At 53.6% G+C, this 23,722-nt stretch carries 20 protein-coding genes; 12 read left to right on the forward strand and 8 right to left on the reverse strand.

Annotated elements, in window-relative coordinates; genetic code table 11:
- Nucleotides 1–24: 24 nt before the first annotated feature.
- Nucleotides 25–1,725, forward strand: coding sequence for an extracellular solute-binding protein (locus tag M3194_RS25635; RefSeq protein WP_251656941.1), 1,701 nt, complete (start codon nt 25–27; stop codon nt 1,723–1,725).
- A 254-nt stretch (nt 1,726–1,979) separates the two neighbouring features.
- On the opposite strand, the gene M3194_RS25640 is transcribed toward M3194_RS25635, so the two are convergent.
- The 4 genes from M3194_RS25640 to M3194_RS25655 form a co-directional block, all read right to left on the reverse strand.
- Nucleotides 1,980–2,720 carry a DUF4247 domain-containing protein gene (locus tag M3194_RS25640; RefSeq protein ID WP_251656942.1) on the reverse strand — a complete coding sequence of 247 codons (741 nt, stop codon included), beginning with the start codon at nt 2,718–2,720 and terminating at the stop codon, nt 1,980–1,982.
- 31 nt (nt 2,721–2,751) lie between these two features.
- Complete coding sequence (locus M3194_RS25645; RefSeq protein ID WP_251656943.1) at nt 2,752–3,258, reverse strand: DUF4178 domain-containing protein; 507 nt, start codon at nt 3,256–3,258, stop codon at nt 2,752–2,754.
- A 30-nt stretch (nt 3,259–3,288) separates the two neighbouring features.
- Entirely contained in the window at nt 3,289–3,690 is a 402-nt protein-coding gene (locus M3194_RS25650; RefSeq protein ID WP_251656944.1) for a DUF350 domain-containing protein, read from the reverse strand.
- A 113-nt stretch (nt 3,691–3,803) separates the two neighbouring features.
- Nucleotides 3,804–4,478: a PspA/IM30 family protein gene (locus tag M3194_RS25655; RefSeq protein ID WP_251656945.1), complete on the reverse strand. Its 675-nt coding sequence runs from the start codon at nt 4,476–4,478 to the stop codon at nt 3,804–3,806.
- Between the two features lie 191 nt (nt 4,479–4,669).
- Between M3194_RS25655 and M3194_RS25660 the strand changes: the two genes are divergently transcribed.
- Nucleotides 4,670–5,176 carry a DinB family protein gene (locus M3194_RS25660; protein ID WP_251656946.1) on the forward strand — a complete coding sequence of 169 codons (507 nt, stop codon included), beginning with the start codon at nt 4,670–4,672 and terminating at the stop codon, nt 5,174–5,176.
- Between the two features lie 162 nt (nt 5,177–5,338).
- Complete coding sequence (gene wsfD, locus M3194_RS25665; RefSeq protein WP_251656947.1) at nt 5,339–6,757, forward strand: glycan biosynthesis hexose transferase WsfD; 1,419 nt, start codon at nt 5,339–5,341, stop codon at nt 6,755–6,757.
- A 70-nt stretch (nt 6,758–6,827) separates the two neighbouring features.
- Here the strand turns inward: wsfD and M3194_RS25670 are convergent, their stop codons facing one another.
- From M3194_RS25670 to M3194_RS25680, 3 genes are all read right to left on the reverse strand, one after another.
- On the reverse strand, nt 6,828–7,004 hold the full coding sequence (locus M3194_RS25670; RefSeq protein WP_251656948.1) for a hypothetical protein: 177 nt from the start codon (nt 7,002–7,004) through the stop codon (nt 6,828–6,830).
- A 47-nt stretch (nt 7,005–7,051) separates the two neighbouring features.
- The gene (locus M3194_RS25675) at nt 7,052–7,228 is read right to left on the reverse strand and encodes a hypothetical protein (protein WP_251656949.1); all 177 of its coding nucleotides are present in this window, start codon (nt 7,226–7,228) and stop codon (nt 7,052–7,054) included.
- Between the two features lie 468 nt (nt 7,229–7,696).
- Complete coding sequence (locus tag M3194_RS25680) at nt 7,697–8,929, reverse strand: aminopeptidase (protein ID WP_251656950.1); 1,233 nt, start codon at nt 8,927–8,929, stop codon at nt 7,697–7,699.
- Nucleotides 8,930–9,108: 179 nt separating this feature from the next.
- On the opposite strand from M3194_RS25680, the gene M3194_RS25685 reads away from it, so the two are divergent.
- Nucleotides 9,109–10,221 carry a M24 family metallopeptidase gene (locus M3194_RS25685; protein WP_251656951.1) on the forward strand — a complete coding sequence of 371 codons (1,113 nt, stop codon included), beginning with the start codon at nt 9,109–9,111 and terminating at the stop codon, nt 10,219–10,221.
- A 187-nt stretch (nt 10,222–10,408) separates the two neighbouring features.
- On the opposite strand, the gene M3194_RS25690 is transcribed toward M3194_RS25685, so the two are convergent.
- A complete protein-coding gene (locus M3194_RS25690) occupies nt 10,409–11,326 on the reverse strand; it encodes a proline dehydrogenase family protein (RefSeq protein ID WP_251656952.1) in 918 nt (305 codons plus the stop codon).
- A gap of 115 nt (nt 11,327–11,441) precedes the next feature.
- Between M3194_RS25690 and pruA the strand changes: the two genes are divergently transcribed.
- The 8 genes from pruA (at nt 11,442) to M3194_RS25730 (ending at nt 23,672) form a co-directional block, all read left to right on the forward strand.
- Nucleotides 11,442–12,989 carry an L-glutamate gamma-semialdehyde dehydrogenase gene (gene pruA / locus M3194_RS25695; protein WP_251656953.1) on the forward strand — a complete coding sequence of 516 codons (1,548 nt, stop codon included), beginning with the start codon at nt 11,442–11,444 and terminating at the stop codon, nt 12,987–12,989.
- A 92-nt stretch (nt 12,990–13,081) separates the two neighbouring features.
- Nucleotides 13,082–14,578 carry a glycerol kinase GlpK gene (gene glpK, locus M3194_RS25700; RefSeq protein WP_251656954.1) on the forward strand — a complete coding sequence of 499 codons (1,497 nt, stop codon included), beginning with the start codon at nt 13,082–13,084 and terminating at the stop codon, nt 14,576–14,578.
- A 105-nt stretch (nt 14,579–14,683) separates the two neighbouring features.
- Nucleotides 14,684–16,372 (forward strand): glycerol-3-phosphate dehydrogenase/oxidase, encoded by a 1,689-nt coding sequence (locus M3194_RS25705; RefSeq protein WP_251656955.1) that lies wholly within the window; start codon nt 14,684–14,686, stop codon nt 16,370–16,372.
- A 190-nt stretch (nt 16,373–16,562) separates the two neighbouring features.
- Nucleotides 16,563–18,179: a response regulator transcription factor gene (locus M3194_RS25710; RefSeq protein ID WP_251656956.1), complete on the forward strand. Its 1,617-nt coding sequence runs from the start codon at nt 16,563–16,565 to the stop codon at nt 18,177–18,179.
- A complete protein-coding gene (locus M3194_RS25715; RefSeq protein ID WP_251656957.1) occupies nt 18,180–19,970 on the forward strand; it encodes a cache domain-containing sensor histidine kinase in 1,791 nt (596 codons plus the stop codon).
- Nucleotides 19,967–20,965 (forward strand): substrate-binding domain-containing protein, encoded by a 999-nt coding sequence (locus M3194_RS25720; RefSeq protein ID WP_251656958.1) that lies wholly within the window; start codon nt 19,967–19,969, stop codon nt 20,963–20,965. Before M3194_RS25715 ends, M3194_RS25720 begins: the two co-directional genes overlap by 4 nt.
- A gap of 130 nt (nt 20,966–21,095) precedes the next feature.
- Entirely contained in the window at nt 21,096–22,595 is a 1,500-nt protein-coding gene (locus tag M3194_RS25725; protein ID WP_251656959.1) for a sugar ABC transporter ATP-binding protein, read from the forward strand.
- 84 nt (nt 22,596–22,679) lie between these two features.
- Nucleotides 22,680–23,672, forward strand: coding sequence for an ABC transporter permease (locus M3194_RS25730; RefSeq protein WP_251656998.1), 993 nt, complete (start codon nt 22,680–22,682; stop codon nt 23,670–23,672).
- Nucleotides 23,673–23,722: the final 50 nt, after the last annotated feature.

Here is a 23,722-nt window from a genome sequence, read left to right on the forward strand (position 1 = left end):
TAAAAAATGAGAGGGGCTTGTCAAATGCGTAAAACCAGATTAAAAGGTTCTCTTGGCCTGGCTGCTGCGATCCCGCTGCTTGCATTGTCGATGTCGGCGTGCAGCGATAATGGGGGGAACAACGAACCAAATTCGACTGCAGGAAACGCAACGAATACGGGGCAAAAAGAAGCGGATGCACCTAAGCAGGTCACGTTAACCTTCCTAAGCGCCTGGAATGGCGGCGGAGCAGGCTTCCCGCAAGACCAGGTGAACAATCCGGTAGCCAAAGCGATAAGAGAGAAGACTGGCGTCACGCTCAAGATGGAATCGATCACGACAAGCGAAGTCGAGAAGCTGAATACGATGTTCGCTTCCGGCACGGTTCCGGATATCGTAAACGCTCCGTACTGGTCGACGACTGGCGGCGAAGGACAAGTCATCAAGAAAGCCGCTCTGGAAGGTCAGCTTCTTGACTTAACGCCTTATCTCGATAAATATCCGAATGTGAAGAGATTGGTCACAACCGGCATTGCGAAGGACTTTGCCGAGTTTGACATGAACAGTCCCGATCTGGAAGGCAAGCAGTATATTATTCCGACGGAAACGCCTGACGGTTCGATCGAAAGCATTCATAACTGGAATTATGGCCTTTTTGCCCGCGGCGATATTTTGAAGGCGCTGAACGTAAACGCGGCGGATATTGATACCCAGGAAGAGCTGTACGACTTGCTGGAGAAGATCAAAAACGGCAATTTCAAAGATATCAGCGGCAAGCCTGTTATTCCTGCCGGCACGATGCACAACGGCTGGGATTCCAGCCAGTTCACGAAAGGCTGGACGGGTTACAATATTTCGGACTTCCGCGAGGAAGACGGCAAGCTGAACTTCTGGGCTTTATCCAAAGACGAGGAAGACAAGATGCTGTATATGCGGAAGCTGATCAAGGACGGATTATTCGATCTTGAAGCGTTCAGCAACACCGACACGACAGCCAAAGAGAAGCTGACTACCGGCAAGCTGGCGGTATTTGGAGCCCAACCTCTGCTCCTCGATCTGCAAAAAACGCTGTATAAGACCAATCCGGAAATGCAATACGAGCTGCTTGGTCCGTTTAAGAATAAGAACGGTGAAATCGCGACGCAGGTTGAGAAGCCGGGACGTTCCGGATTCCCTGCCATCTTCTTGAGCGCGAAGATCAAAGACCCGGATGCCGCTCTTCGTTACCTTGATTTCGTAAACAGCGACGAAGGCCGCCTGCTCGCTTACTGGGGGATTGAGGGCACCCATTATACGATGGCGGACGGAAAGCCGCAATGGATTCCGGACGTGAAGAAGCAATTTGACGAGAACCCGGACTTGAAGCGCGACGCGGGACTTAACTTCCTTCCGGGAAGATTCATTGGCGCATTCTCCGATACGGTGACATGGCCGAAAACGGAAGAACAAAAAACGCAATGGGATAAGCTGGAGGAAAGCTTCTCGGCGAAAATGCCGATTAAAATTATTGATAAAGTAAGCGCGACCTATCTTGAAAGAGAATGGCCGAAATATCAGCAATATCGCGACAAGATAGGCGGCTTTGATTTTAACGCGGAATTGCAGAAAGCCTACTTCGCGAAATCGGATGAAGAAGCTTTGAAAATCCTTCACAATGCTCAAGATAAGTTCAGGGATGCCGGTGTAGAGGAAATGACCGAGTTTGTCGCTCAAAAAGCTGCAGAACGGGACGACATTGGCTACTAAATGCAGGCTGCATTAACATAACTTACGCAAAAAAACCGTCCCGCAGCGACAGCTCGGACGGTTTCTTTGTGTCTATTGCTTGGTTCTTTGGCGAAAACCACAATCTTCGTCTGTGGGCGCATAGTCGCAGCATTAATAATTACAAGTTGGAGGAGAGCTTAACGCTGTCGCGCATCGTTAAGCCAACTCCTCAAAGCAGGCAGGGCCGACAAAAAAGCCAACCAGATGGGCTGGTTGGCTTCATCACATAGGCATCATCGCCGCCGCGATACGCGGCCGGAGCCCATTCGGATCTTCGGCGCCGATCTCTTCGGCTTGGTGAAGACCGACTTCTTCTTCGACGAGCTTGATGAGCCTCCGGTAATAACCTTGCCGGTTGTACCGGAGGAACCGCCGCTGCCGCTGCCGGTGCCGACCGCAGAGGAATCGGCGTTCTTCGAACGCTTGAAGATCTTCCCGGTCCGGTTGACCGTCATCGGCGGTGCTTTTTTCAAATCCTGATCGGTTGGCTTATGGTAGGTGGTCTGCGGTTTATAGACGTCTTTCTGGGAGTAACCGCGATAATTGCCATGCCCGTACCTGCCGTTATCGAACAGATCGCTCAACACGCTGGCTAGCAAATAACCTTCAAGGAAGCTGCTGCTGTAATTATTGCGAACATATTCCTTGGAGTCGATCTCGATCAGCGTATCCGCCGGATCATCAGGAGCCTGCTGGATCTGGATGACCTCGTCGTTGTAGACGAGGAACATCCGCTCGGTGCTTTCCGCTGACTGCTGCTCCGGCTTTTTCTTATCGATAAGCTGCTTCGCGACCTCCGGAACGGTCTGGTCCGTTGCTCGGTAGACATAAGACGTCTGGTTGCCCGAGCCGTTCACCGATTCAAGCGGGTACTGCTCCTTTACGGTGTCGGAGATCGCACAGGCAGCGAGCATTGGAACAATGAAGCTGATTAATAATATGATTTTGATGCTATGAAGCCACCATTTCTTCATCATGCTCCTCCTAAAAAGAATTGCGAAGCAATTATGCGCCCCTGATCACGCGAACATCGGCAGGGAGCACCGATTCGCCGACATACAGCATGAAGCGCCCGTCCAGCCATTCCACGCGGAGCAGCTTCATATCGTCGGACTGATACTGCCATACATACTGCTCGCCGCCTTGCATGAACGGCGTTTTACCGCTCGCTGCAATAACGCCCGAGTAGTTCTCTTCCATATGGTAGGCACGGTCGTCCAGTTCAAGGGTAGTCGGCACCTCGTCAAAGGTATCGAGTCGTCCGTCGATCTGCTCGTACAACGCGTACACGGTTCTTTCCCGTTCTTCAATTGACAGGTAACGGATGTCCGTCCCGTCCTGGAGCGTCAGGACAACCGCATTGCGGCTGCGGTTGCGGCTGCTGCCCGTCACCTGATACGTGACCAGGGAGACTTCGCATACATCGCCGGGTGCCAGAGACAAAATGCTTTTCTCCGCTTTGACAGGCTCGGGTTTAGCCATAATATTTTTAATCCGTTTAAAAATGCTCATCAAGGTTTACTCCTTCGTACGATTGTTCTGTTACACCGATGCAATGATCAGCGAGCCAGCAATATGAAGGGAACCGGCGATCAGCGCGTAGCCGATCTTGCCCTCGTGAATGCCCTTATCCAGCTGAATACCGGCTACAGCTCCAAAAATAATACGGAAAATCGCTTCAACAATCAGAAGGGTAATAAACGATACAAGCGAGATCACAAGAGCTTCCCACATGTACGTTGCCTGTCCGATCGACGACGCCAGAATGTACGCCTGCGCGCCTAGCTTCATCACAAATCGGACCGCTACAGCAATATTACCATCTTTCATTTCCTTAAAATCATGGTATTTCGTGGACAACGAGTCTAAGTACATGAGGACAAAAAGCAGCAGCGCCCCAGCGCCTGTCCACACCGGAATTTGCAATAAATCCGTCCAAGTCATGAATCTATCCCCCAATAAAGTAGTAGAACTGCAAAATCCGCCGGCGCAGCCGTCAAAGCGATGGCGCCGGCGGACATCATACGTCAGTCCATTTTATTCAATGCGTGACTGGGCTATTCCTTCTTCTCGTATTGCTTCAGAAGTGCGGCAAGCTCATCTTCAACCGCTTTATCCTTGCCCAGAGCGGCGAACTCATCGTCAAGCGACTTGCCTTTCGATTGTGCCAGTTCGTTGCTTGCTTCGGCGCGGGCTTCTGCTTGCAGCATTTTTTCTTCCATGCGTTTGAGGCCTGCGCTTGCAGAGTCGGAGCTGAAGCCGGCGAGCGATTTGTTGATATGCTCCTGCGCTTTCGCCGCTTGGTAGCGGGCAACCAGCGTCTCGCGCTTGTTCTTCATTTCCGTCAATTGCTTGCGCATTTCGTCAAGCTTCGCGCGAAGGTTATCGGCCATTGCTTTATTGCTGTCAAAGCTTGTTTTGTATTCCGCGGCTTTTGCTTCTGCCGCTTTCTTCTCTTCCAGCGCCCGGCGGGCAAGGTCGATATTCTGAGCTTGCGCCGCGATATGCGCCTGCTCGCCGCGTTTTTCCACCAGTTGAGCTTGCTCTTCATACAGCTGCTTGAACTTTTTCTCGAGGGCGATCTGAGCGGCTACCGCTTTCTCGGCATCTTCAAGATCTTCTTGCATGTCACGGATATATTGGTCAGTCAGCTTGATTGGATCTTCCGCTTTCTCAATCAAAGCATACACATTCGATAAAGTAAGGTCGCGCAGTCGTTTGAAAATTGACATTTTAAACATCCTCCCGCATTTTTCGATTTTCAATATTGGAACTTATAACACCTACATACGATTATACGCTTATATTAGTTTCATTTCGATAGTTCGGGAAAAAGTGGTGCCCTGGCTTGATTGAACCAATTTAGCAATGTTTGGTAAAATTAAATGGCAAGTATATCTTCATACCAGGGAGATGAACAGGAATGAGTCATGAAATTATCCGTCAATATGAGTATCATATTTGGGCTAATAAGCGGCTGTTTGAGCATTTGAAGCAGCTTCCCGAGGAAGTGTATGCGGCTGAGGTTCAAAGCGTGTTCCCATCCGTTGCCGCAGTGCTTGAGCATTTGTATGTAAGGGACGAAATGTGGCTTGCTGCCATATCGGGGGAGAAAGCGGACCTGATCCAGCTCGTTAACCGTTTGACGGAGGAAGCGAAGGGGCTGACCGCTTCTCAGCTTGAGGAGCGTTACAATCTTGTTGCGGGCCGATTTCGCGAATTTATGGCCGGTGTTGATGATCTGGACAAGCATACGTCCATTACGCATCCGAGGGCGGGCTCTATGACAGCGCCAATATCCGGGCTTATTCAGCATGTTGTGAATCACGGGACGTATCATCGGGGGAATGTGACGGCAATACTAAGACAACAGGGTCATCCTGGCGTTGCTACGGATTATATCTATTTTCTGTACGGGCAATTTAATTAATCCACAGGTTTATCCACATTATCAACATGGCTAATCCCCAGATATGATCGAGATTTACATAAAGTTAATAACATATCCACAGCAGAGGCTGTCCACATAAAGTCCTAGTCCGGAAGTCAGGTCATACATGCAAAAATGTAGAGATTTGTCGGAGGTTCTCCCTTGAGATCATGGATTCGTTTGGAGTGGCTTATGGTTATTATTGCGGCCGCTGTCATATTGCCGCTCTTATTCTTCAGCCCAATCGGAGTTGCGAATAATGGCGACTTTTACCGCATGATGCTTGCGGGAGGCATTGATTTTGCAGATCCTGGCGAATCCTACCGGGATAAGTACTTCGGATATTTCCATTCGTTATATCATTATGGCCCTTTCTCTGCGGAGAGCTATGTCTCCTCTCAGATTATCCTTGTGTTTGTTGCGGGGATGATCGGCAGGCTGGTCAATTCGCAGCAGTTCGACATCCGGATCTTGTCGCTGCTGTATTCCGTGCTGTATATTGCGGCTTTGCATGTAATCGTCAAATATAATAAGCAGCGCTCGATTGTTAGTAATACCGTCCTTGTCGCAAGCTTGTCGCTGGTATTTCTGGATATCGGGTACGCGGCCTATTTCAATTCGTTCTTTGGGGAAGCCGTCACCGTCATCTTTTTGCTGCTTACCTTCGGATTGGCACTAGCCTTGCCCCGCTCGGACAAGCCTTCCATCTGGCTGTTAACGGCATTCTTCTTATGCGCGGTTTGTCTGGTTGGCACCAAGCTGCAAAACGCGCCCATCGGCCTTCTGCTCGTGCTGCTTGGGCTGCGCTTCCGGAAGCTTCGCGCCGATCGGGCATGGCGAAGAACGGCAGGGACCTGGTCGGCCGTCCTGCTGCTTGCAACCGTTACGATGTACGCCGCCGCGCCAAACCAGCTGAAGCATATTAACCTGTATCAGACGGTGTTCTTCGGCGTGTTGAAGGATTCTCCGGATCCGGCCGCGGATCTCAGGGAGCTCGGCATGCCGGAAGCGTTAAAGGTAAACGCGGGCACGAACTTTTTTCAAGCGGATACGGTTATCAGGCCGGATGATCCTCGTATTCTTGAGGCGTTAAAGGGCATCAGCCATAAGGACGTGCTTCTGTATTATGCAAAGCATCCGGGCAGGTTCATGCAGAAGCTGGAGCGTGCTTCGCGAAATGGCATGAGCATCCGGCCGCTTTACTTGGGCAGCTACGAGAAGGAGGCGGGCAAGCCTTACGGGGCGGTCAGTTGCGCGTATAGTGCCTGGAGCTCGTTCAAGCTGAACCGCATGCCGAATAACCTTGGTTTTGTTGCAGCCTTTGCCGCAGTCTATCTCATTATTCTGGTTGTTGAATATGTAAGGCGGAGAGGGTCGGTGCAGCAACGGCTGTATCTGGAGGCTTTGCTTGTAATCGCGTTAGCCGGGATGTTTGGGTTCGCGGTACCGTTGGTTGGAGATGGCGAAGCAGATCTTGGCAAGCATCTGTTCCTGTATAACGTCTGCTTCGATATGATGGTTGTGGTTAGCGTAATGTACGCGGCGAAGATGACCGTAAAGCTGATTTCAGCAAAAAGATGATACAAACAGCAGGGCTGCCCGCGTGGAGGAGGATCTCCATGGCGAACAGCCCTGTTTTGCTATGCGCTGCTTATCCTTGCGCGCCTGGACGGAGACGGACGACGCCGATCTCGGAAGCGTTGATGGCAAACGCGTTGCCGCCTTGGTTAATCGTTGCGTTCGCGGATTGGCCAACGCGGACGTTTGTTGTGCCCGAGCTCCATTTGACAACATTTTTGTCAGCGGATTTTGTTCTTTTGCGACCCATTCAAATCACCTCCTCGTCTGTCTGGCTTGGACGAATGAAGAGACTGATTAACGCTTGCGTTTCTTTTGCTTCGCCAGCTGCTTCGTAATTCGCACGTTAACGGCATTGCTCGCGAGCACGTTGCCGGCTTCAGCGGTTGCCGATGCGTTTTGATAAATATTGATGATGATGTAATTGTTATGGCCGACGCGGTACCGGTATGTTTTCACATTCTGATGAATCAAGGGGGGCCTCCTCCTGATAGATAAGATGTTTATAGTCTATGCTTGATAAGTAGAGTCGGTCGCGGCTAATATATTGATCGGGTTGCGCAGGAAAGTATCTCCTTCCGGTTGCTGTTGTTATCTTGATATTCTGATCGAATGTTCAGCGGTTATATCAAGATAACAAAGGCAAGCGCTAACGCTCCTCCATGAGATACTTTTCCTTCTCCACCTATCAATCATTGAGGGAGGGACGAAAAAAAGAGTGGAACCGGCTTAAAGCCTAGTTCCACTCTTTATGGTCTCAAAAAATAATCGATAGGATTCGAAGAGAAAATATCTCCCGGAAGAGTGTAACGCTTGCCTTTGAAATCGTGAGATTACTATAAAAACTTGATTCAAATCCTCACGATTTCAACAGCAACTGGAGGGAGATATTTTTTCGGCGGGATCACCGTCGATAACAACGTCCTGAAGGATAGCTGTCGATTAAAACGCCCAGTTGCCGTTCACAAGGATAGGCTCGCGGGTGCCGTCTTCCGTGATGCCGTAGAGGTTGAGCTCGGCGGAGCCGACCATGAAGTCGGTATGCGCCATGCTTTGGTTCAGGCCTCTTTCGAGCAGCTCCTCGCGCGACAAGCCGGCGCCGCCTTTGATGCAGGACGCGTACGCGCTGCCCAGTGCCAGATGGCAGGAAGCATTTTCGTCGAAAATCGTTTTGTAGAACAGGATGTTCGAATCCGAGATTGGCGATTTATGCGGCACAAGAGCGACCTCGCCCAGGAATTTCGCTGCGTCGTCGGTATCGAGCAGGCCTTTGATTGCTTCCTCGCCTTGCTCGGCCTTGAAATCGACAACACGGCCGTTCTCGAAGGTGAACGAGAAGTTATCCACGATGTTGCCGTTATAGCTGAGCGGCTTGGTGCTGGAGATCGTTCCGTTTACGCCGGTACGAAGCGGAGCCGAATAGACTTCTTCCGTTGGCAGGTTCGGTACGAACCAGGTGCCTTGTTCATTTTGCTTGCTGCCGCCGAGCCAGATCTGATCCTTGGGCATTTCGAGCGTCAGGTCAGTGCCAGGAGCCACATAGTGAAGATATTTGTAGGCCTTATCGTTCAAGTAATTCGCTTTGGTTTTCAATTGCTTGATGTGCGCTTCCCAAGCGGCGATAGGATCCGGCTGGTCGGCACGCACCATTTGGAAGATGGTATCCCACAGCTTTGCGATTTGCTCCTCTTGCGGCAAATCCGGGAAGACCTTGGCTGCCCAAGCGGCAGACGGGGCTGTCGCCAAAGACCAGGTGAATTTGAACGCCTGCGCCATCTGACGGTATTTCTCGCTTGCGGTGCGGGCCGTGCGGTCAGCCGTACGGATGCGCTCCTGCGGCACGCCGCGAAGCAGATCGGGATCGGCGGAACCGATGGTAATGGAGGCAGCGCCTTTTTCCGCCATTTCGGTTTTTTCGCCGGCAGACCACTTCGGTTCCTCCAGGAAGGATTCAAGCGGCGCAAGATCATAATGAAGACGGGATACGGCATCGTCATGCCAGAATACTTTTACCTGGTATGCGCCGGCTTCGTACGCTTTCTTCACAACGAGCCGAACGAGCTCAGGCGCATCAATTGTCGCATTAACCATAACCGATTGTCCTTGTTGTATGTTCGCTCCGATTTTTACGATGATGTCCGCATAGTTGTTTAATTTTTGCTCAAAAGTCAGCATGGGCTTCATTCCTCTCTCGTTAAAAATTTATGTATAGTTTCCTGTGGACCCTATAGCTATAGTATGAACTTATTTTCGAGGAATTTCAAAATAATAGAGGCGGGCATTCGTTTGGTTACTACACTCGACCGCGTTATAATAGCTAGGTAGGTGTTAACTGAGAAACGGAGTGAAGAAGCATGGAATCCATTTGGCAAAAAAGAAAAGGGCAGCTGGCTGCCTATTTGAGAGACAACAACATCGATATCGCCTTTATTACGTCTTCGACGAATGTATATTATTTCACGGGCTTTTATTGCAACCCTCATGAGCGGTTCCTGGCACTGGCTCTGGATGCGCGTACCGGCGAGGAGACGCTCTATATGCCGCTGCTTGATCTGTCTGCGGCTGAACCGTTTGGAGGAGACGGCACTCTCGTGCCTATATCGGATACGGAGAATGCTTATGACGTGCTGAGACAGCATACGGCCTCGGGCGCAACGGTTGCGGGAATCGAGAAGGAATCCGTATCGATTGCCAAGGCGGAACGGCTGCAGGAGGCGCTGGAAGGAGCACGCTTCGTAGATCTGGAAGGCTTCATACTGTCGCTTCGCACCAATAAAAGCGAGGAAGAAATCAGCAAGGTGCAGGATGCCGTCATTATGGTGGAAAAGGTAGTTGCTCACGCCGCTTCCCATGTGAAGCTCGGTATGACGGAGCTTGAGCTGACGGCGGAGATTGAGTATCAGATGCGCAAGCTTGGCGCAGACCGCCCGGCGTTTGAATCCATCGTGCTGACCGGTGCCCGTTCCGCGCTGCCGCATGGCACGCCGGGGTATGAAACGATCAAGCACGGCGATTTCTTGCTCATTGATATTGGCGTGCAAGCGGCAGGCTATTGCTCGGATATTACAAGAACGTTTGTGATGGGCGAGGCTTCGAAAGAGCAGCGAGCCATCTATGATACGGTGCTGGCGGCCAATAGGGCGGGGATTGCAGCTTCCAAAGCCGGCGTCACATTGGCTTCTGTGGATAAAGCTGCCCGCGATGTTATTGAGAAGCAAGGTTTTGGGCCGCTGTTCACCCATCGCCTTGGCCATGGCTTTGGCATGGATGTGCATGAGCAGCCTTCGGTATCCGGGCAAAACCAGTCGATTATCGAGCCGGGTCTGCTGTTTACGATTGAACCGGGTATCTATGATCCGGTAATCGGCGGCGTTCGGATTGAGGATGATGTGTATATTCAAGCGGACGGCTCCGTCCGGGTGTTGACGAGCTATCCGAAAGAGCTGATTGTGTTGGGGAACAACTAGCATAGTCAACAAAGCGGCTTGGTCGCGAGGCTTCGTTAGCGGGGCAGGGGAGGAATGCTTTCCCATATGGGGGGATGCCAACAAAGGCCAAAGTCTTCACGATACCGTGGGACTTTGGCCTTTGCTGCAATGGCTTACGCTAACGCTAACGCGAAGTCCATGCTTAACGTTTAGCTCCGCAGGCTCCTTATTTCAAAGCGTTCTTCAAAACCAATATCAAATTAGCCGGTTTCTCCGCCAAGCGGCGAGTGTAATACGGATACCACATCGTGCCGTAAGGCACGTAACAGCGGACGCGGTAGCCTTCCTGCGCAAGCTCGGCTTGCTTGCCCATCCGCAGGCCGTACAGCATTTGAAATTCGAAGGCGTCCTTCGAAATATGGTTCGCAGCGGCGAAGTCCTTGGTCCAATTGATTACCTTGTCGTCATGGGAGGCAACGGCCGTGTAGACGCCTTTTGTCAGGCGATGCTCAATAAGCTTCTTGAAGTTATCGAGTACCTGACCCGCGCTCTGATAAGCCACTTCCGGGGGCTCTTTATACGCGCCCTTCACCAGCCGAAGATTAACCTTCTCCTTGCTCAGCGCCTGCACATCATCCTCCGAACGGAACAGATAAGCCTGAATGACGGTGCCGCAATTGGTCATCCAGCCTGCATGCAGTCTTCGGACGAGATCGATAGTCGCCTGCGTGTACGGGGTATCCTCCATATCAAGCCGGACAAAGATCCGGCTGTACTTCGCCTCCGACACAACCGCCCGGATATTGGCGTGGCATTGCTCCTTATCCAGCGCGAGGCCGAATTGGGTCGGCTTCAGCGAGACGTTGGCGTTTGCTTTTCGCTTCGCAATCTCGCGGACGATCTTTAAGTACTCATCCCTGTAGCCTTCTGCCTCCTTAAGGTCCTTGATCCCTTCTCCCAGATGGTCCAGCGTTACCATAATGCCTTGATTGTTCAGCTCCTCCGTCCGATCCATCGCTTCTTCCAGATTGTCGCCGGCGATGAATTTGGATGCGAGCTTGCGGCCGTAGCGGATGGACAAATGCTCCACAAGCTTGTTGCCCGTAATGCTTAGCAGTGTTCGGCGGTAAAGGCCTCCACCCATGTCAATCGCTCCTTTCTGTGCGCTTTCAATATCCTAAGAGACTTCCTAAGACATAACGTCCAGCCGGATGAACTATAAATGGAATAGTGAGCATGTATCGAAGGGGGATGCGGGTATGAGGGCAACTTTTAAGAACGAGCCGTTTACGAACTTCCAGATCGAGTCGAATAATAAAGCCTACGATGCGGCGCTGGCACTGGTTAGATCAAGGCTTGGAAGGGAGTATCCGCTCGTTATCGGAGGACGCCGGATTACGACGAACCGAACCGCGATATCTACAAATCCGGCTTCCAAAAACCAGGTAATCGGCGTTGTCTCCCAAGCGGATGCCAGCCTTGCGGAGGAGGCCATTAGGGCGGCAGCGCGCACCTTCGACAGCTGGAAGCATACCGAGCCGAACGAGCGGGCCAGGTACTTATATAAAGCTGCGGCACTGCTGCGGCGGCGCAAGCACGAATTTTCCTCGTGGATGACGGTTGAAGCGGGTAAAACGCGTGCCGAGGCCGATGCGGATACGGCAGAAGCGATTGACTTCATGGAATTCTATGCGCGCGAGCTGCAGCGTATAAGCGAACCGCAGCCCCTAACTCCTCTTGATGAAGAGGAGAATCAACTTTATTATATTCCGCTTGGCGTCGGTATTGTCATTCCGCCCTGGAATTTCCCTCTTGCCATTATGGCGGGAATGACGACAGCCGCGCTTGTCTGCGGAAATACGGTTGTCCTGAAGCCGGCGAGCCCGACATCCGTTATTGCGGCGCAATTCGTTGATCTGCTGGAAGAAGCGGGGGTGCCGGCCGGCGTAGTCAATTATTTGCCGGGTCCGGGCAGCGAGGTGGGGGATTATCTCGTTGATCATCCGCTCACGCGGTTCGTCAGCTTTACCGGTTCCCGCGAGGTTGGTCTCAGAATTAATGAACGGGCGGCGAAGACGCAGCCGGGGCAGCAATGGATCAAGCGCGTCATCGCCGAGATGGGCGGGAAAGACGCAACTATTGTGGATGAAGATGCGGATCTGGACCTGGCTGCGGAGTCCATCGTTGCTGCGGCTTTCGGCTTTTCCGGGCAAAAATGCTCCGCCTGCTCGAGAGCAATCGTCCACGAAGCGGTGTACGATGAGGTGCTCGCCAAGGTCCTCGAGCGGACCAACCGGCTTACGGTAGGGGATCCTGCGGACGTCTCCACGAATGTAGGAGCCGTTATTGACGATAAGGCATTCCGTAAAATCCAGGAATATATCGAGATCGGCAAAGGGGAAGGGCAGCTGGTAGCGGGAGGGGCATCGGATGATTCGGTGGGCTATTTCATTGAGCCTACGATTTTTGCCGACGTCGATGCAAATGCCCGCATATCGCAGGAGGAGATTTTTGGCCCGGTGCTCGCTTTCACCAAAGCGGAGTCTTTCGAGGAGGCGCTCCGGATGGCGAACAATACCGAGTTTGGCTTGACGGGGGCGGTGATCACGAGGAACCGCGCGCATCTGGAGCTGGCGCGGCGAGAGTTTATGGCAGGCAACCTGTATTTGAACCGCAAATGTACGGGCGCGCTTGTTGGTGCCCACCCGTTTGGCGGATTTAATATGTCGGGTACGGATTCGAAGGCAGGCGGACGAGATTATCTGCTTCTTTTTACGCAGGCCAAAATCGTATCGGAGCGCTATTAACCGAAGGGAGTTTGGCTCCGCGCCTCGAATAGAATACAATAAGTGGTAGAAGGCACTTGGGATTGCAGGATACTAAAAGGGGATCGATGATAATGACGCAGCAGGAAACTTATATGATCGCGCTTGACCAAGGAACAACAAGCACTCGCGCGATTCTATTCGATAAGGCGGGGAGCCCGCGCGCTGTTGCCCAGACGGCGGTGGACTGCGCGTTCCCGCATCCGGGCTGGGTGGAGCAGGATGCAGAGCAGCTCTGGGAAACCTCCCGAAAAGTCATTCGCCAGCTGCTTGAGAAGGAAGGGCTGACGGCGGAGCGCATTGCCGCAATCGGAATTTCCAATCAGCGGGAAACGACGATCATTTGGGATAAAACAACGGGAAAGCCCGTCTATAACGCCGTTGTGTGGCAGTCGCGCCAGACATCGGGCATTTGCGAAGCCTTAAAGGATGCAGGCCATGAGACCGCGATCCGGGAGAAAACGGGGCTGCTTATCGATCCTTATTTCTCCGGCACGAAGGCGAAATGGATGCTTGACGAGGTAGAAGGAGCGCGCGACAAAGCCGCCGCGGGCGAGCTGTTATTCGGCACGGTAGACAGCTGGCTGATCTGGAAGCTGACAGGCGGCGCTGTTCACGTAACGGATTATTCGAATGCGTCCCGTACGCTGCTGTACAACATTCATGAGCTGAAGTGGGACGCCGAGCTGCTGGAATGGCTGGATATTCCGGCGGCGATGCTCCCGGAGGTGCGTTCATCCTCCGAGGTATACGGCACAACGGAAGCATCGTTGTTCGGCGGTTCTATTGCCATTGCAGGCGCTGCGGGCGATCAGCAGGCGGCTTTGTTCGGGCATGGATGCTTTGAGAGAGGCGAGGCGAAAAATACGTACGGCACCGGCTGTTTCATGCTCATGAACACCGGGGCCGAGCCGATCCGCTCCGAGCATGGACTGCTCACGACAATTGCGTGGGGCATCGACGGGCATGTGGAATACGCGCTGGAGGGCAGCGTCTTTGTCGCGGGTTCGGCGGTGCAATGGCTTCGCGACGGCATGGAAATGATCGAATCGTCCGAGGAGAGCGAGAGACTTGCGTCTTCGGTGGAGTCTACCGAAGGCGTTTACGTCGTGCCCGCTTTTGTCGGGCTGGGTACGCCTTACTGGGACAGCGATGTCCGCGGTGCGGTATTTGGCATGACGCGCGGGACGCGGCGGGAGCATTTTGTCCGGGCAACGCTGGAGTCGATTGCTTATCAGACGAAGGATGTGCTGGATGCGATGGAGCAGTCGGCGGGCATTCCGCTTCAGACGTTATGCGTGGACGGCGGGGCTATCCGCAACAGTCTGCTCATGCAGTTCCAAAGCGATTTGCTGGAAGTACCGGTTGAGAAGCCGGTTATTAGCGAGACAACGGCGCTTGGCGCTGCTTATTTGGCGGGGCTTGCGGTAGGCTATTGGCAGGGCCGCGAGGAGATTTTGGAGCAGCGGCGGCTAGACAGCGTCTTTGAACCGTCGATGGCGCCGGAAAGAGTGAAAGAGCTGTATGCCGGCTGGCAGAAGGCCGTGCAGGCAGCGATGGCTTTTCGATAAGTAGATAGGAAGGAAGACCGTGGCTTTTCTTTATGATGCGTAATAGCATAATGGAGAGATGTTCGCGGTTTTCTTTTTAGACATAAGCGATAGGAGCGGTTCGTAATGGCAAGCGGGAACAGGCATGAGGGAGAACCATACTTTTTTAACGCGTTAAAGAGAGAGGAGCAGTTCGGAAGGCTTCAGGCCGAGGAATATGATCTGCTCATTATCGGAGGCGGGATTACGGGTGCGGGCATCGCGCTGGATGCGGCAACGCGGGGGCTGAAGACGGCGCTTGTGGAGATGCAGGATTTTGCCGCGGGCACGTCGAGCCGCTCTACCAAGCTGGTGCATGGCGGTCTGCGATACTTGAAGCAGCTTGAGATCGGAGTGGTAGCGGAGGTTGGCAAGGAACGCGCAGTCGTATACGAGAACGGGCCGCATGTAACAACGCCGGAATGGATGCTGCTCCCGATCTACAAGGGCGGCACCTTCGGGACGTTCAGCACGTCGATTGGGCTTCGCCTGTATGATTTCCTGGCTGGGGTCAAACGCAGCGAGAGACGAAAGATGCTTGGAGTGGACGAGACGGCCCGGCGCGAGCCGCTTCTGAAGAAGCAGGGATTGAAGGGCGGCGGCTATTACGTTGAATACCGCACGGATGATGCCAGGCTGACTATCGAAGTGATGAAAAAAGCAGTCGAGCTTGGCGCATGCGCCTTGTCTTATGTGAAGGCCGAATCGCTGCTCTATGATAATGGGCGGGTTGCTGGCGCGAAGCTGCATGATGAACTGACAGGCAGAACCGGACAAGTAAAGGCGAAGGTCACGATTAACGCGGCCGGCCCTTGGGTCGATACGATACGGGAGAAGGACGGCTCCAAGAAGGGGAAGACGCTCCATCATACGAAAGGCGTTCATCTCGTGTTTGACCAGAAGCGGTTTCCGCTTGGCCAGGCTGTCTACTTCGACTCGGCGGACGGCCGAATGCTGTTTGCGATTCCCCGCGACGGGAAAACGTACATCGGCACAACCGACACCGATTTCCGGTCGGATCTTGTCCATCCGCGGATGACGGCTGCCGACCGGCAATATATTCTGAAGGCGGCTAACGATATGTTCCCATCGCTCAAGCTGAAGGCGGAGGATGTAGAATCCAGCTGGGCTGGCGTACGTCCGCTTATTCACCAGGAAGGGAAAAGCCCCTCCGAGATTTCCCGGCGCGACGAGGTGCTGGTGTCGCCATCGGGCTTGCTCTCCATGGCCGGCGGCAAGCTGACCGGCTACCGGAAGATGGCCGAGACCGTCATGGATCAGGCAGCGGCGCAGCTTGCCAAAGCTGGACGGAACGGTACCGGCGACAGCCGGACGATGACGCTGCCGATTTCGGGCGGCGAGGTTGGCGGTTCCGCGGGCTATCCAACGTTTGTCGCGGATAAAAAGGCAGCAGCTGTCGCAGCGGGCCTTGCCGAGCCGGATGCAGAGCGGCTGGTCCGCCGGTTCGGCTCGAATATCGATACCGTTCTTGGGCTGCTGCCCGAAGCGCAGGAGGAAGCCATCCGCAGAAAGCTGCCCGTCACGCTTCTGCTGGAGCTGCTCTATGCCATTCGCTATGAAATGGCCTGCAAGCCGGTCGATTTCTGGATCCGCCGCAGCGGCAGCCTCCTGTTCGACCGCAGCCGGGTGCAGCGCTGGAAGGATAGCGTGCACGGTTATATGGCGGAGCTCTTCGGCTGGTCGGCAGGAGACAGCGCCATCTACGCGGAGGAGCTGGAGTGTGAGCTGCAGCTGGCCGTGACTCCTTCGGAGTAGGGGGAGCCGGTAGAAGTTAAATAGATAAACGGTAGAAGCGGGTGAAGCTTGGCTCACTCGCTTTTTTGTTTGCATCGGTAACCTTCGAATAGGATTAACCTTCCTTTTTCTCATTGCCGGCCTCCTCCTCCGATGACTATAATAAAAGCGCATACAATTCCAATCCTGAAAGCTGCTAGGAGGAACCGCCTTGTATACGATATTGCTGGTAGATGATGAAGCGGTCGTGAGGGAAGGCATCAGGGAGCGCATCCCGTGGGGGGAGCTTGGGTTTAATTGCGTGGCGGACTGCGAGAACGGCGTGCAGGCACTGGATGAGATTGAACGGCTGCGTCCGCATATCGTGCTGACGGATATTAACATGCCGTTTATGGACGGGCTGGCCTTATCCCGCGAAGTGATGGAGCGTTATCCGGATACGAAGGTCGTTATTCTGACCGGTTACGATGATTTCGAATACGCGCAGCAGGCGCTTAAACTGAAGGTGAAGGACTTTATCTTGAAGCCGGTGACGGCAGCCGAATTGTCGGCGATGCTGCATAAGCTGCGGCTGGAGCTGGATGAAGAGAAGAAGGAGCGGGAGGACCTGGCCCGGCTGCAAAGCCAGCTTCACGAGAGCATGCCGCTCCTTAAGGAACGCTTCCTCGAGCGGCTGTCGACGATGGCGTTAAGCGAAAGGGAAATTGCCTCGCGGCTGTCCTATTTTCAGCTTCAACTGGGGGGGCCTTGCTATCTGGGGCTGGCGATAGACACGGATAGACTGGAAGAGCAGACCGGCGCCGATACGGACCGGGAGCTGCTCCGGTTCGCCGTATACAATATTGCACATGAAATTATTAGCGGGGAGCCTGGTGCGGCAGTATTCCGCAGCAGAGAGGAACGGGTCATGGCCATTCTTGGCGGTGAACGCGATGAGCCGCTGCAGGAAAAAGCGCAGGAGCTTGCGGAGAAAATCCGGCAGCTGGCGGTTCAATTCTTGAAGCTGACCGTTTCGGTTGGGATCGGGACCAGCGTTCAGGGCTATACGCGGATTAGAGAGTCCTGCAAGGCAGCGGTCGCCGCGCTGGATTACCGGCTTGTTCTCGGGGATAACAGCGTGATCAGCATCCTCGACATGGAAAAGCGCCAAAGCTCGCCGGCAGGGCATCCGGCAGAGTTCGACCGCGAATTAATAGCCGGTATCAAGACCGGTACCGCCGATGAGGTGGAGCGCGCGATTGAAGCGTTGATCCGGCATAACAAAGCAGAGCTTACAAGCATCGATCATTGTTATTTGCGCATACAGAAGACGATTCTCGCCGTCATGCAGGCGCTTGGCGATATCGGCTGCAAGGAGTCCGAGGTATTCGGAGCAGGCGTTAATCCGATGACCGAAATTTATCGGTTCAGGACGATGGATGAGATCGGGGAGTGGCTGAAGAGAGCCTGCCGTCAAGCCGTTCATAGCGTTACGGCAGCTCGTCATGATCAATGCCGCTTCCAAATAGAAGCAGCTATCGCCTATCTGGAGTCCCATTACGAGGATGAGGAGCTGTCGGTGAAGGGCGTGTGCAAGCAGGTTCACATGAGCGTCAGCTATTTCAGCGCGGCCTTCAAATCGCATACCGGCAGGACGTTTGTTGAATATGTGACCGCGATTCGGATGGACAAGGCGAAGGAGCTGCTGAAATTCACGAGCCTTAGAACCTATGAGATTGCGGCTAGAACCGGTTACAGCGATGCGCAGTATTTCAGCGTATTGTTCAAGAAGCACACCGGGGAATCGCCAACCGATTACCGGCATCGAACGGCCGCGGAGCAGGCATAGATGGAGCTATTTAAATTCAAGAGCATTCAGACCAATATCGCTGCCGCCTCTGCTTGTCTTATTCTCTTAACGGCCATTCTGTTAGGCGTGATTTCCTACCAGCTGTCGGCATCTTCCGTCCGCGAGACTGCCCAGGATTATACGGCGGAGCTGATCCGGCAGGTGAATGCCAATATCCAGACGTACATCACCAGCATGGAAAATATATCGGTGCTCGCCCTCAGCAACGAGGATGTCCGCGAGCTTGTCGGTGAAGCGGGCAGCAACCGGACAAGCTCGGAGGAGCTTGCCCGTTCGCAGCGAATCTCGGCGTATTTTCACTCCATAATCGCTTCCCGGAAAGATATTGCTTCCATCAACGTGATTGGCTACAACGGGAGTTTCGTCTCGGACCGCGGGCAGGCGGAGCTGAATCCAAGCGTCAGGCTGGAGGAGCAGCCTTGGTACAAAAGCGCGCAGGAAGCATCCGGCCGGATCGTCGTCTCCTCCTCCCATGTCCAGCATATGTTCAAGGATGAATATGACTGGGTCGTATCGCTCAGCCGGGAGCTGTGGAGCAAGGATCAGACGGAGCCGCGCGGCGTGCTGCTGGTTGACCTGAATTTCAGCGTCATTAACGATACGCTTAACAACATCGATCTGAGCAAGCGCGGGTACGTGTTTATCGTCGATGAGGACGGAAATATCGTGTATCACCCGCAGCAGCAGCTTATCTACAGTAACCTGAAATCCGAAAAAATCGACGAGGTGCTGGCCAAGGGCAGCGGCAGCTTTACGACAGACGAAGGGAAGACAAGCCGCATCTATACGATTCAGGACAGCGGCTTTGGCTGGAAAATCGTCGGGGTATCCTACGCTAACGAGCTGATCGGCAATAAGCGCGAGATGCAGCTGTCGATGGTAGCGGCCGGGATCTTTTGCCTGATCGTGGGACTTTTGCTCGCCGTGCTTGTTTCGCGCAACCTGTCCCGCCCGATCAAGCAGCTGCAGGAGCATATGAAGAAGGTGGAGAAAGGGATTTTTAATATTCGGGTGCCCATAGGCAATCCAAGGGAAATCGCATCGCTTGCCCGGACGTTTAACCTGATGGTCGTCAAGATTGAAGAGCTCATGAGCCAGGTTGTCCGGGAGCAGGAGATTAAGCGGAAGAGCGAGCTGACGGCACTGCAGGCCCAAATTAATCCTCATTTTTTGTACAATACGCTGGATTCGATTATTTGGATGGCGGAGGGGAAAAAGACGGACGAGGTTGTCCTGATGACTTCCGCTCTGGCCAGGCTGTTCCGTTCCTCCATCAGCAGGGGGCAGGAGCTGGTCTCGATCCGGACGGAGATTGAGCATGTCGCGAACTACTTAACGATCCAGAAGATCCGGTACAAGGACAAGCTGGATTTCCATATCGATGTGGACCCGGATATTTACTCTTGCCGTACGCTTAAGGTGCTTCTGCAGCCGCTGCTTGAGAATGCAATCTACCATGGCATCAAGAATAGGATCGGAACGGGAACGATCCAGGTCACGGGCGGCAAGCGGGACGATTATATCTGGTTTGAAGTGAGCGATAACGGCGTGGGCATGGAGGCGGATACGCTCCGATCCATTCTTGAGCCAAGGAAGAGCGACAGGGAAAGCAAAGGGGTCGGGGTCGTTAATGTCCATGAACGGATCCAGCTGTATTTCGGCAAAGAATTCGGCTTGTCCTACAAGAGCGTCCCGGATGAAGGGACAACGGTCACGGTCCGGATTGCGGCCATTCTCGGCGATGAATATGCCGGAGGTGTTGGCGCATGAGTGAATACCGCCGCAGATCGGCATCTGCCGTCCTTGCAGCCATCCTTGTTCTTATTGCTGTTGTCGGGATCTATAAGTGGGCGGCAAGCCAGCGGACAGAGAAGAACGTCGACATCATTGTGACGGTAAAAGCTAAAAGTTCGGCCATCGACTTCTGGAAGGTGCTCATAACCGGCGTGGAGGATGCCGCGAATGAATTTGGCGCAACGGTATCGGTGATCGGGCCTCCCGCCGAGACTCAGATTGACGTGCAGATGAAACAGCTGGAGCAGGCGATTCGCGAGAAGCCGGACGCGATTGTGATGGCGGCAACCGATTATAACCGGCTTGTCCCCGTCGCCCAAAGAATCGTCAAAGCGGGCATTAAGCTGATCACCGTGGACTCCAGCATTAACAGCGATGATGCTCTCAGCTTTATCGCAACGGATAATAGAGCCGCCGGACAGAAAGCCGGAGAAGAAATGGCCAAGCTGCTGCCGGAATCGGACTCCTCGAAAATAGCGATTATGAGCTACGTTTTTGGTACGTCCTCGCAGATGGAACGGGAGCAGGGCGTGCGCGAGTGGCTGCGGAGCAACTCGCGGATTGAAGTGGCGAATACGTTCTACAGCGAAGGACAGCTCGACAAGGCTTACGAGCTGACCAAGGAGCTGCTACAGGCAGATTCGAGCATAAAAGGCATTGTGGGCTTGAACGAGCCGTCAACCGTTGGGGCGGGCAAGGCGATCCAGGATCTTGGCCTTAGCGGCAAGGTAAAGCTCGTCGGCTTCGACAGCTCGGTGGATGAGGTGAAGCTGCTCGAAGGCGGCGTGCTGCACGCGACGGTTGTCCAGAAGCCGTACAATATGGGTTATTTAAGCGTGAAAACCGCTATTGAGGCGGTACGCGGACAGAAGGTTCCGAAGCTGATAGATACGGAATCGGTCATCATTAATAAAGACAATATGTACACGGAACAAAATCAGAAGCTGCTCTTCCCGTTTGTGGGAGAGTAGCTTTTTTTCTTAGGGAAAGGGAAATGGAAATCAGATGTTTTTCAACTATTCAAATACATTATTCCATTCTGGCAAGGAAGGCGCGGATTTACAATGAGTGTAGTTAACAGCGGGATGGAGTGAGGCAGGCATGACGGACATACTCGTTCACATGGAAGGAATCGACAAGCATTTTCCAGGCGTTCAAGCCTTGCAGGACTGCCGCTTCGAATTAAGGCGGGGCGAGGTGCATGCGCTGGTCGGCGAGAACGGAGCCGGCAAGTCCACCTTGATGAAGGTGCTGACGGGAGTCTATCAGAAGGACGCGGGGAGCATTACGTATGATGGACGGGAAGTTGAGATACCAAGCTCCAAAACAGCGCAGAAGCTTGGCATTTCCATTATCCATCAAGAGCTGAACCTGGCGCCTGATCTGACGGTAGCCCAGAACATCTATATCGGCCGCGAGCCGCGGCGGGGATTGCGGTTGTTCCTGAACGAGCGGGAGCTGAAGCGCAAGGTGGAGCGGTTGTTCAACCGGCTGAACATGGATCTGGATCCGGATGAAGCAGTCGCTAATCTTACCGTTGCGAAGCAGCAGATGGTGGAGATCGCCAAGGCATTATCTTACGACGCCAAGGTACTGATTATGGACGAACCTACCGCGGCGCTTAGCGATTCGGAAATCGACGATCTGTTTGTCATCATTAATCAGCTGAGGAGCAGCGGGGTTGGCATCGTCTACATCTCGCACAGGATGGATGAGCTGAAGCGGATTACCGACCGGATCACCGTTATGCGGGATGGACGATATATCGATACGGTCTCAACGGCTTCCGTAACGAACGAGCAGATAATCGCGATGATGGTTGGTCGCGAGATTTATGACGGCACCAAGCAAGGCCAGATCGCGGAGAACAGCGAAACAGTGCTGGAAGTGAAGGGGCTTAGCCGCAAGGGCGCGCTGGATAATATCAGCTTTAAGCTGCGCAAAGGCGAGATTATCGGCTTCGCCGGTCTGATCGGGGCAGGCCGAACAGAGGTAGCAAGAGCGATCTTTGGCGCTGATCCGCTTGATTCGGGGGAGATAACCGTGCATGGCCGCAAGGTTGTGCTGAAGCAGCCTTACGATGCGGTGCAGGCAGGAATCGGCTACTTGTCCGAAGACCGCAAGCGTTACGGCTGCATCGTGGAGATGGATGTGAAAACGAACGTGGCTGTTGCCTCGCTAAGGCAGTACGTGAATCCGATAGGCTGGGTGAACCGGGCCAAGATCAAGAAGGCGGCCGATCAGATTGTCGACATGCTGAAGGTGAAGACGCCGCATATTGACCAGGAATTGAAATTCCTCTCGGGCGGCAATCAGCAGAAGGTCGTTATTGGCAAATGGCTGACCCAGGGCTGTGACATTCTGATCTTCGATGAACCTACGCGGGGAATTGACGTAGGAGCGAAAAGCGAGATTTACAAGCTGCTGAACGATCTGGCTGCCAAGGGCAAGTCGATTATTATGATCTCCTCGGAGCTTCCGGAGATTCTGCGTATGAGCCATCGCATTATCGTCATGTGCGAAGGACGAATCACGGGCGAGCTGAGCCGCGAGGAAGCGACGCAGGAGCAGATTATGCGATATGCCACGTTAAGAGCCTAAGATCGGAGAAAAAGATGATGCTCTCGGAAGTGTGGCATTCATTGAAGGGGGATACGCAAAATGAAAATGCAGCCAAAAGCCGAAATGTCGCAGCTTGGCGGCAAGCAGACCGGGCTTATTCTGAAGCCTGGCGCTCTGCAGCAGGTGCTTGCTTTTGCCAGTCTGATCGTCCTGATCCTGGTATTCACATTCTCGTCCAGCAATTTCTTTCAATTCTCGAATATCGTGGGCATTCTGCTGTCCACCGCGGTTACCGGTGTTCTGGCCTTAGGCTCCACATTCGTCATTATAACGGGCGGCATTGACCTGTCGGTCGGAACGGTGATGACCTTAAGCGCGGTCATGACCGGGGTGTTCATTACGTATTGGGGCCTTCCGGTCCCGCTTGGCATTATCGGCGGTATTCTGACGGGGGCGATATGCGGTCTGTTATCCGGGGTAATGGTTGCCAGGCTCAAGATCCCGCCTTTTATCGCGACGCTTGCCATGATGATGATTGCCAAAGGTCTGGCCCTTGTTATCTCCGGCACAAAGCCGATCTACTTCAACGATGATCCGGTGTTCAGCGAAGTGTCGCAAGGCTCGTTCTTTGACGAGATTATTCCGGGGTTTGCAATCCCGAATGCGGTTGTGATCTTCTTCATCGCCGCGATTATCGGAAGCATTCTTTTGTCGAGGACGATTGTTGGCCGTTACAACTTCGCTCTTGGCAGCAATGAAGAGGCGACAAGGCTTTCGGGCGTTAACGTGAACTATTGGAAAATCGTGATTTACACGATTACCGGCATCTTCACCGGTCTGGCGGGTATTCTGATTGCCTCCCGGCTTAATTCCGCTCAGCCCGCTCTGGGCTCCGGTTATGAGCTTGAAGCGATTGCCGCGGTAGTTATTGGGGGGACGTCGCTTAGCGGCGGGAAAGGCACGATTATAGGCACGGTTATCGGTGCTTTGATCATGAGCGTGCTGACCAACGGGCTTCGGATTCTGTCCGTTCCGCAGGAATGGCAGACGGTAGTTGTCGGCTTCGTTATCCTGCTCGCGGTATATGCGGACATCCTGCGCCGCCGCAAAGCGTAGTTCGCTAGAGGCTCCGCCTGGGGGATGTGCCGGGACCGGAGATTCTATAC

The organism is Paenibacillus glycanilyticus, from assembly GCF_023715145.1.
In the GTDB taxonomy this organism is placed as follows: Bacteria; Bacillota; Bacilli; order Paenibacillales; family Paenibacillaceae; genus Pristimantibacillus; species Pristimantibacillus glycanilyticus_A.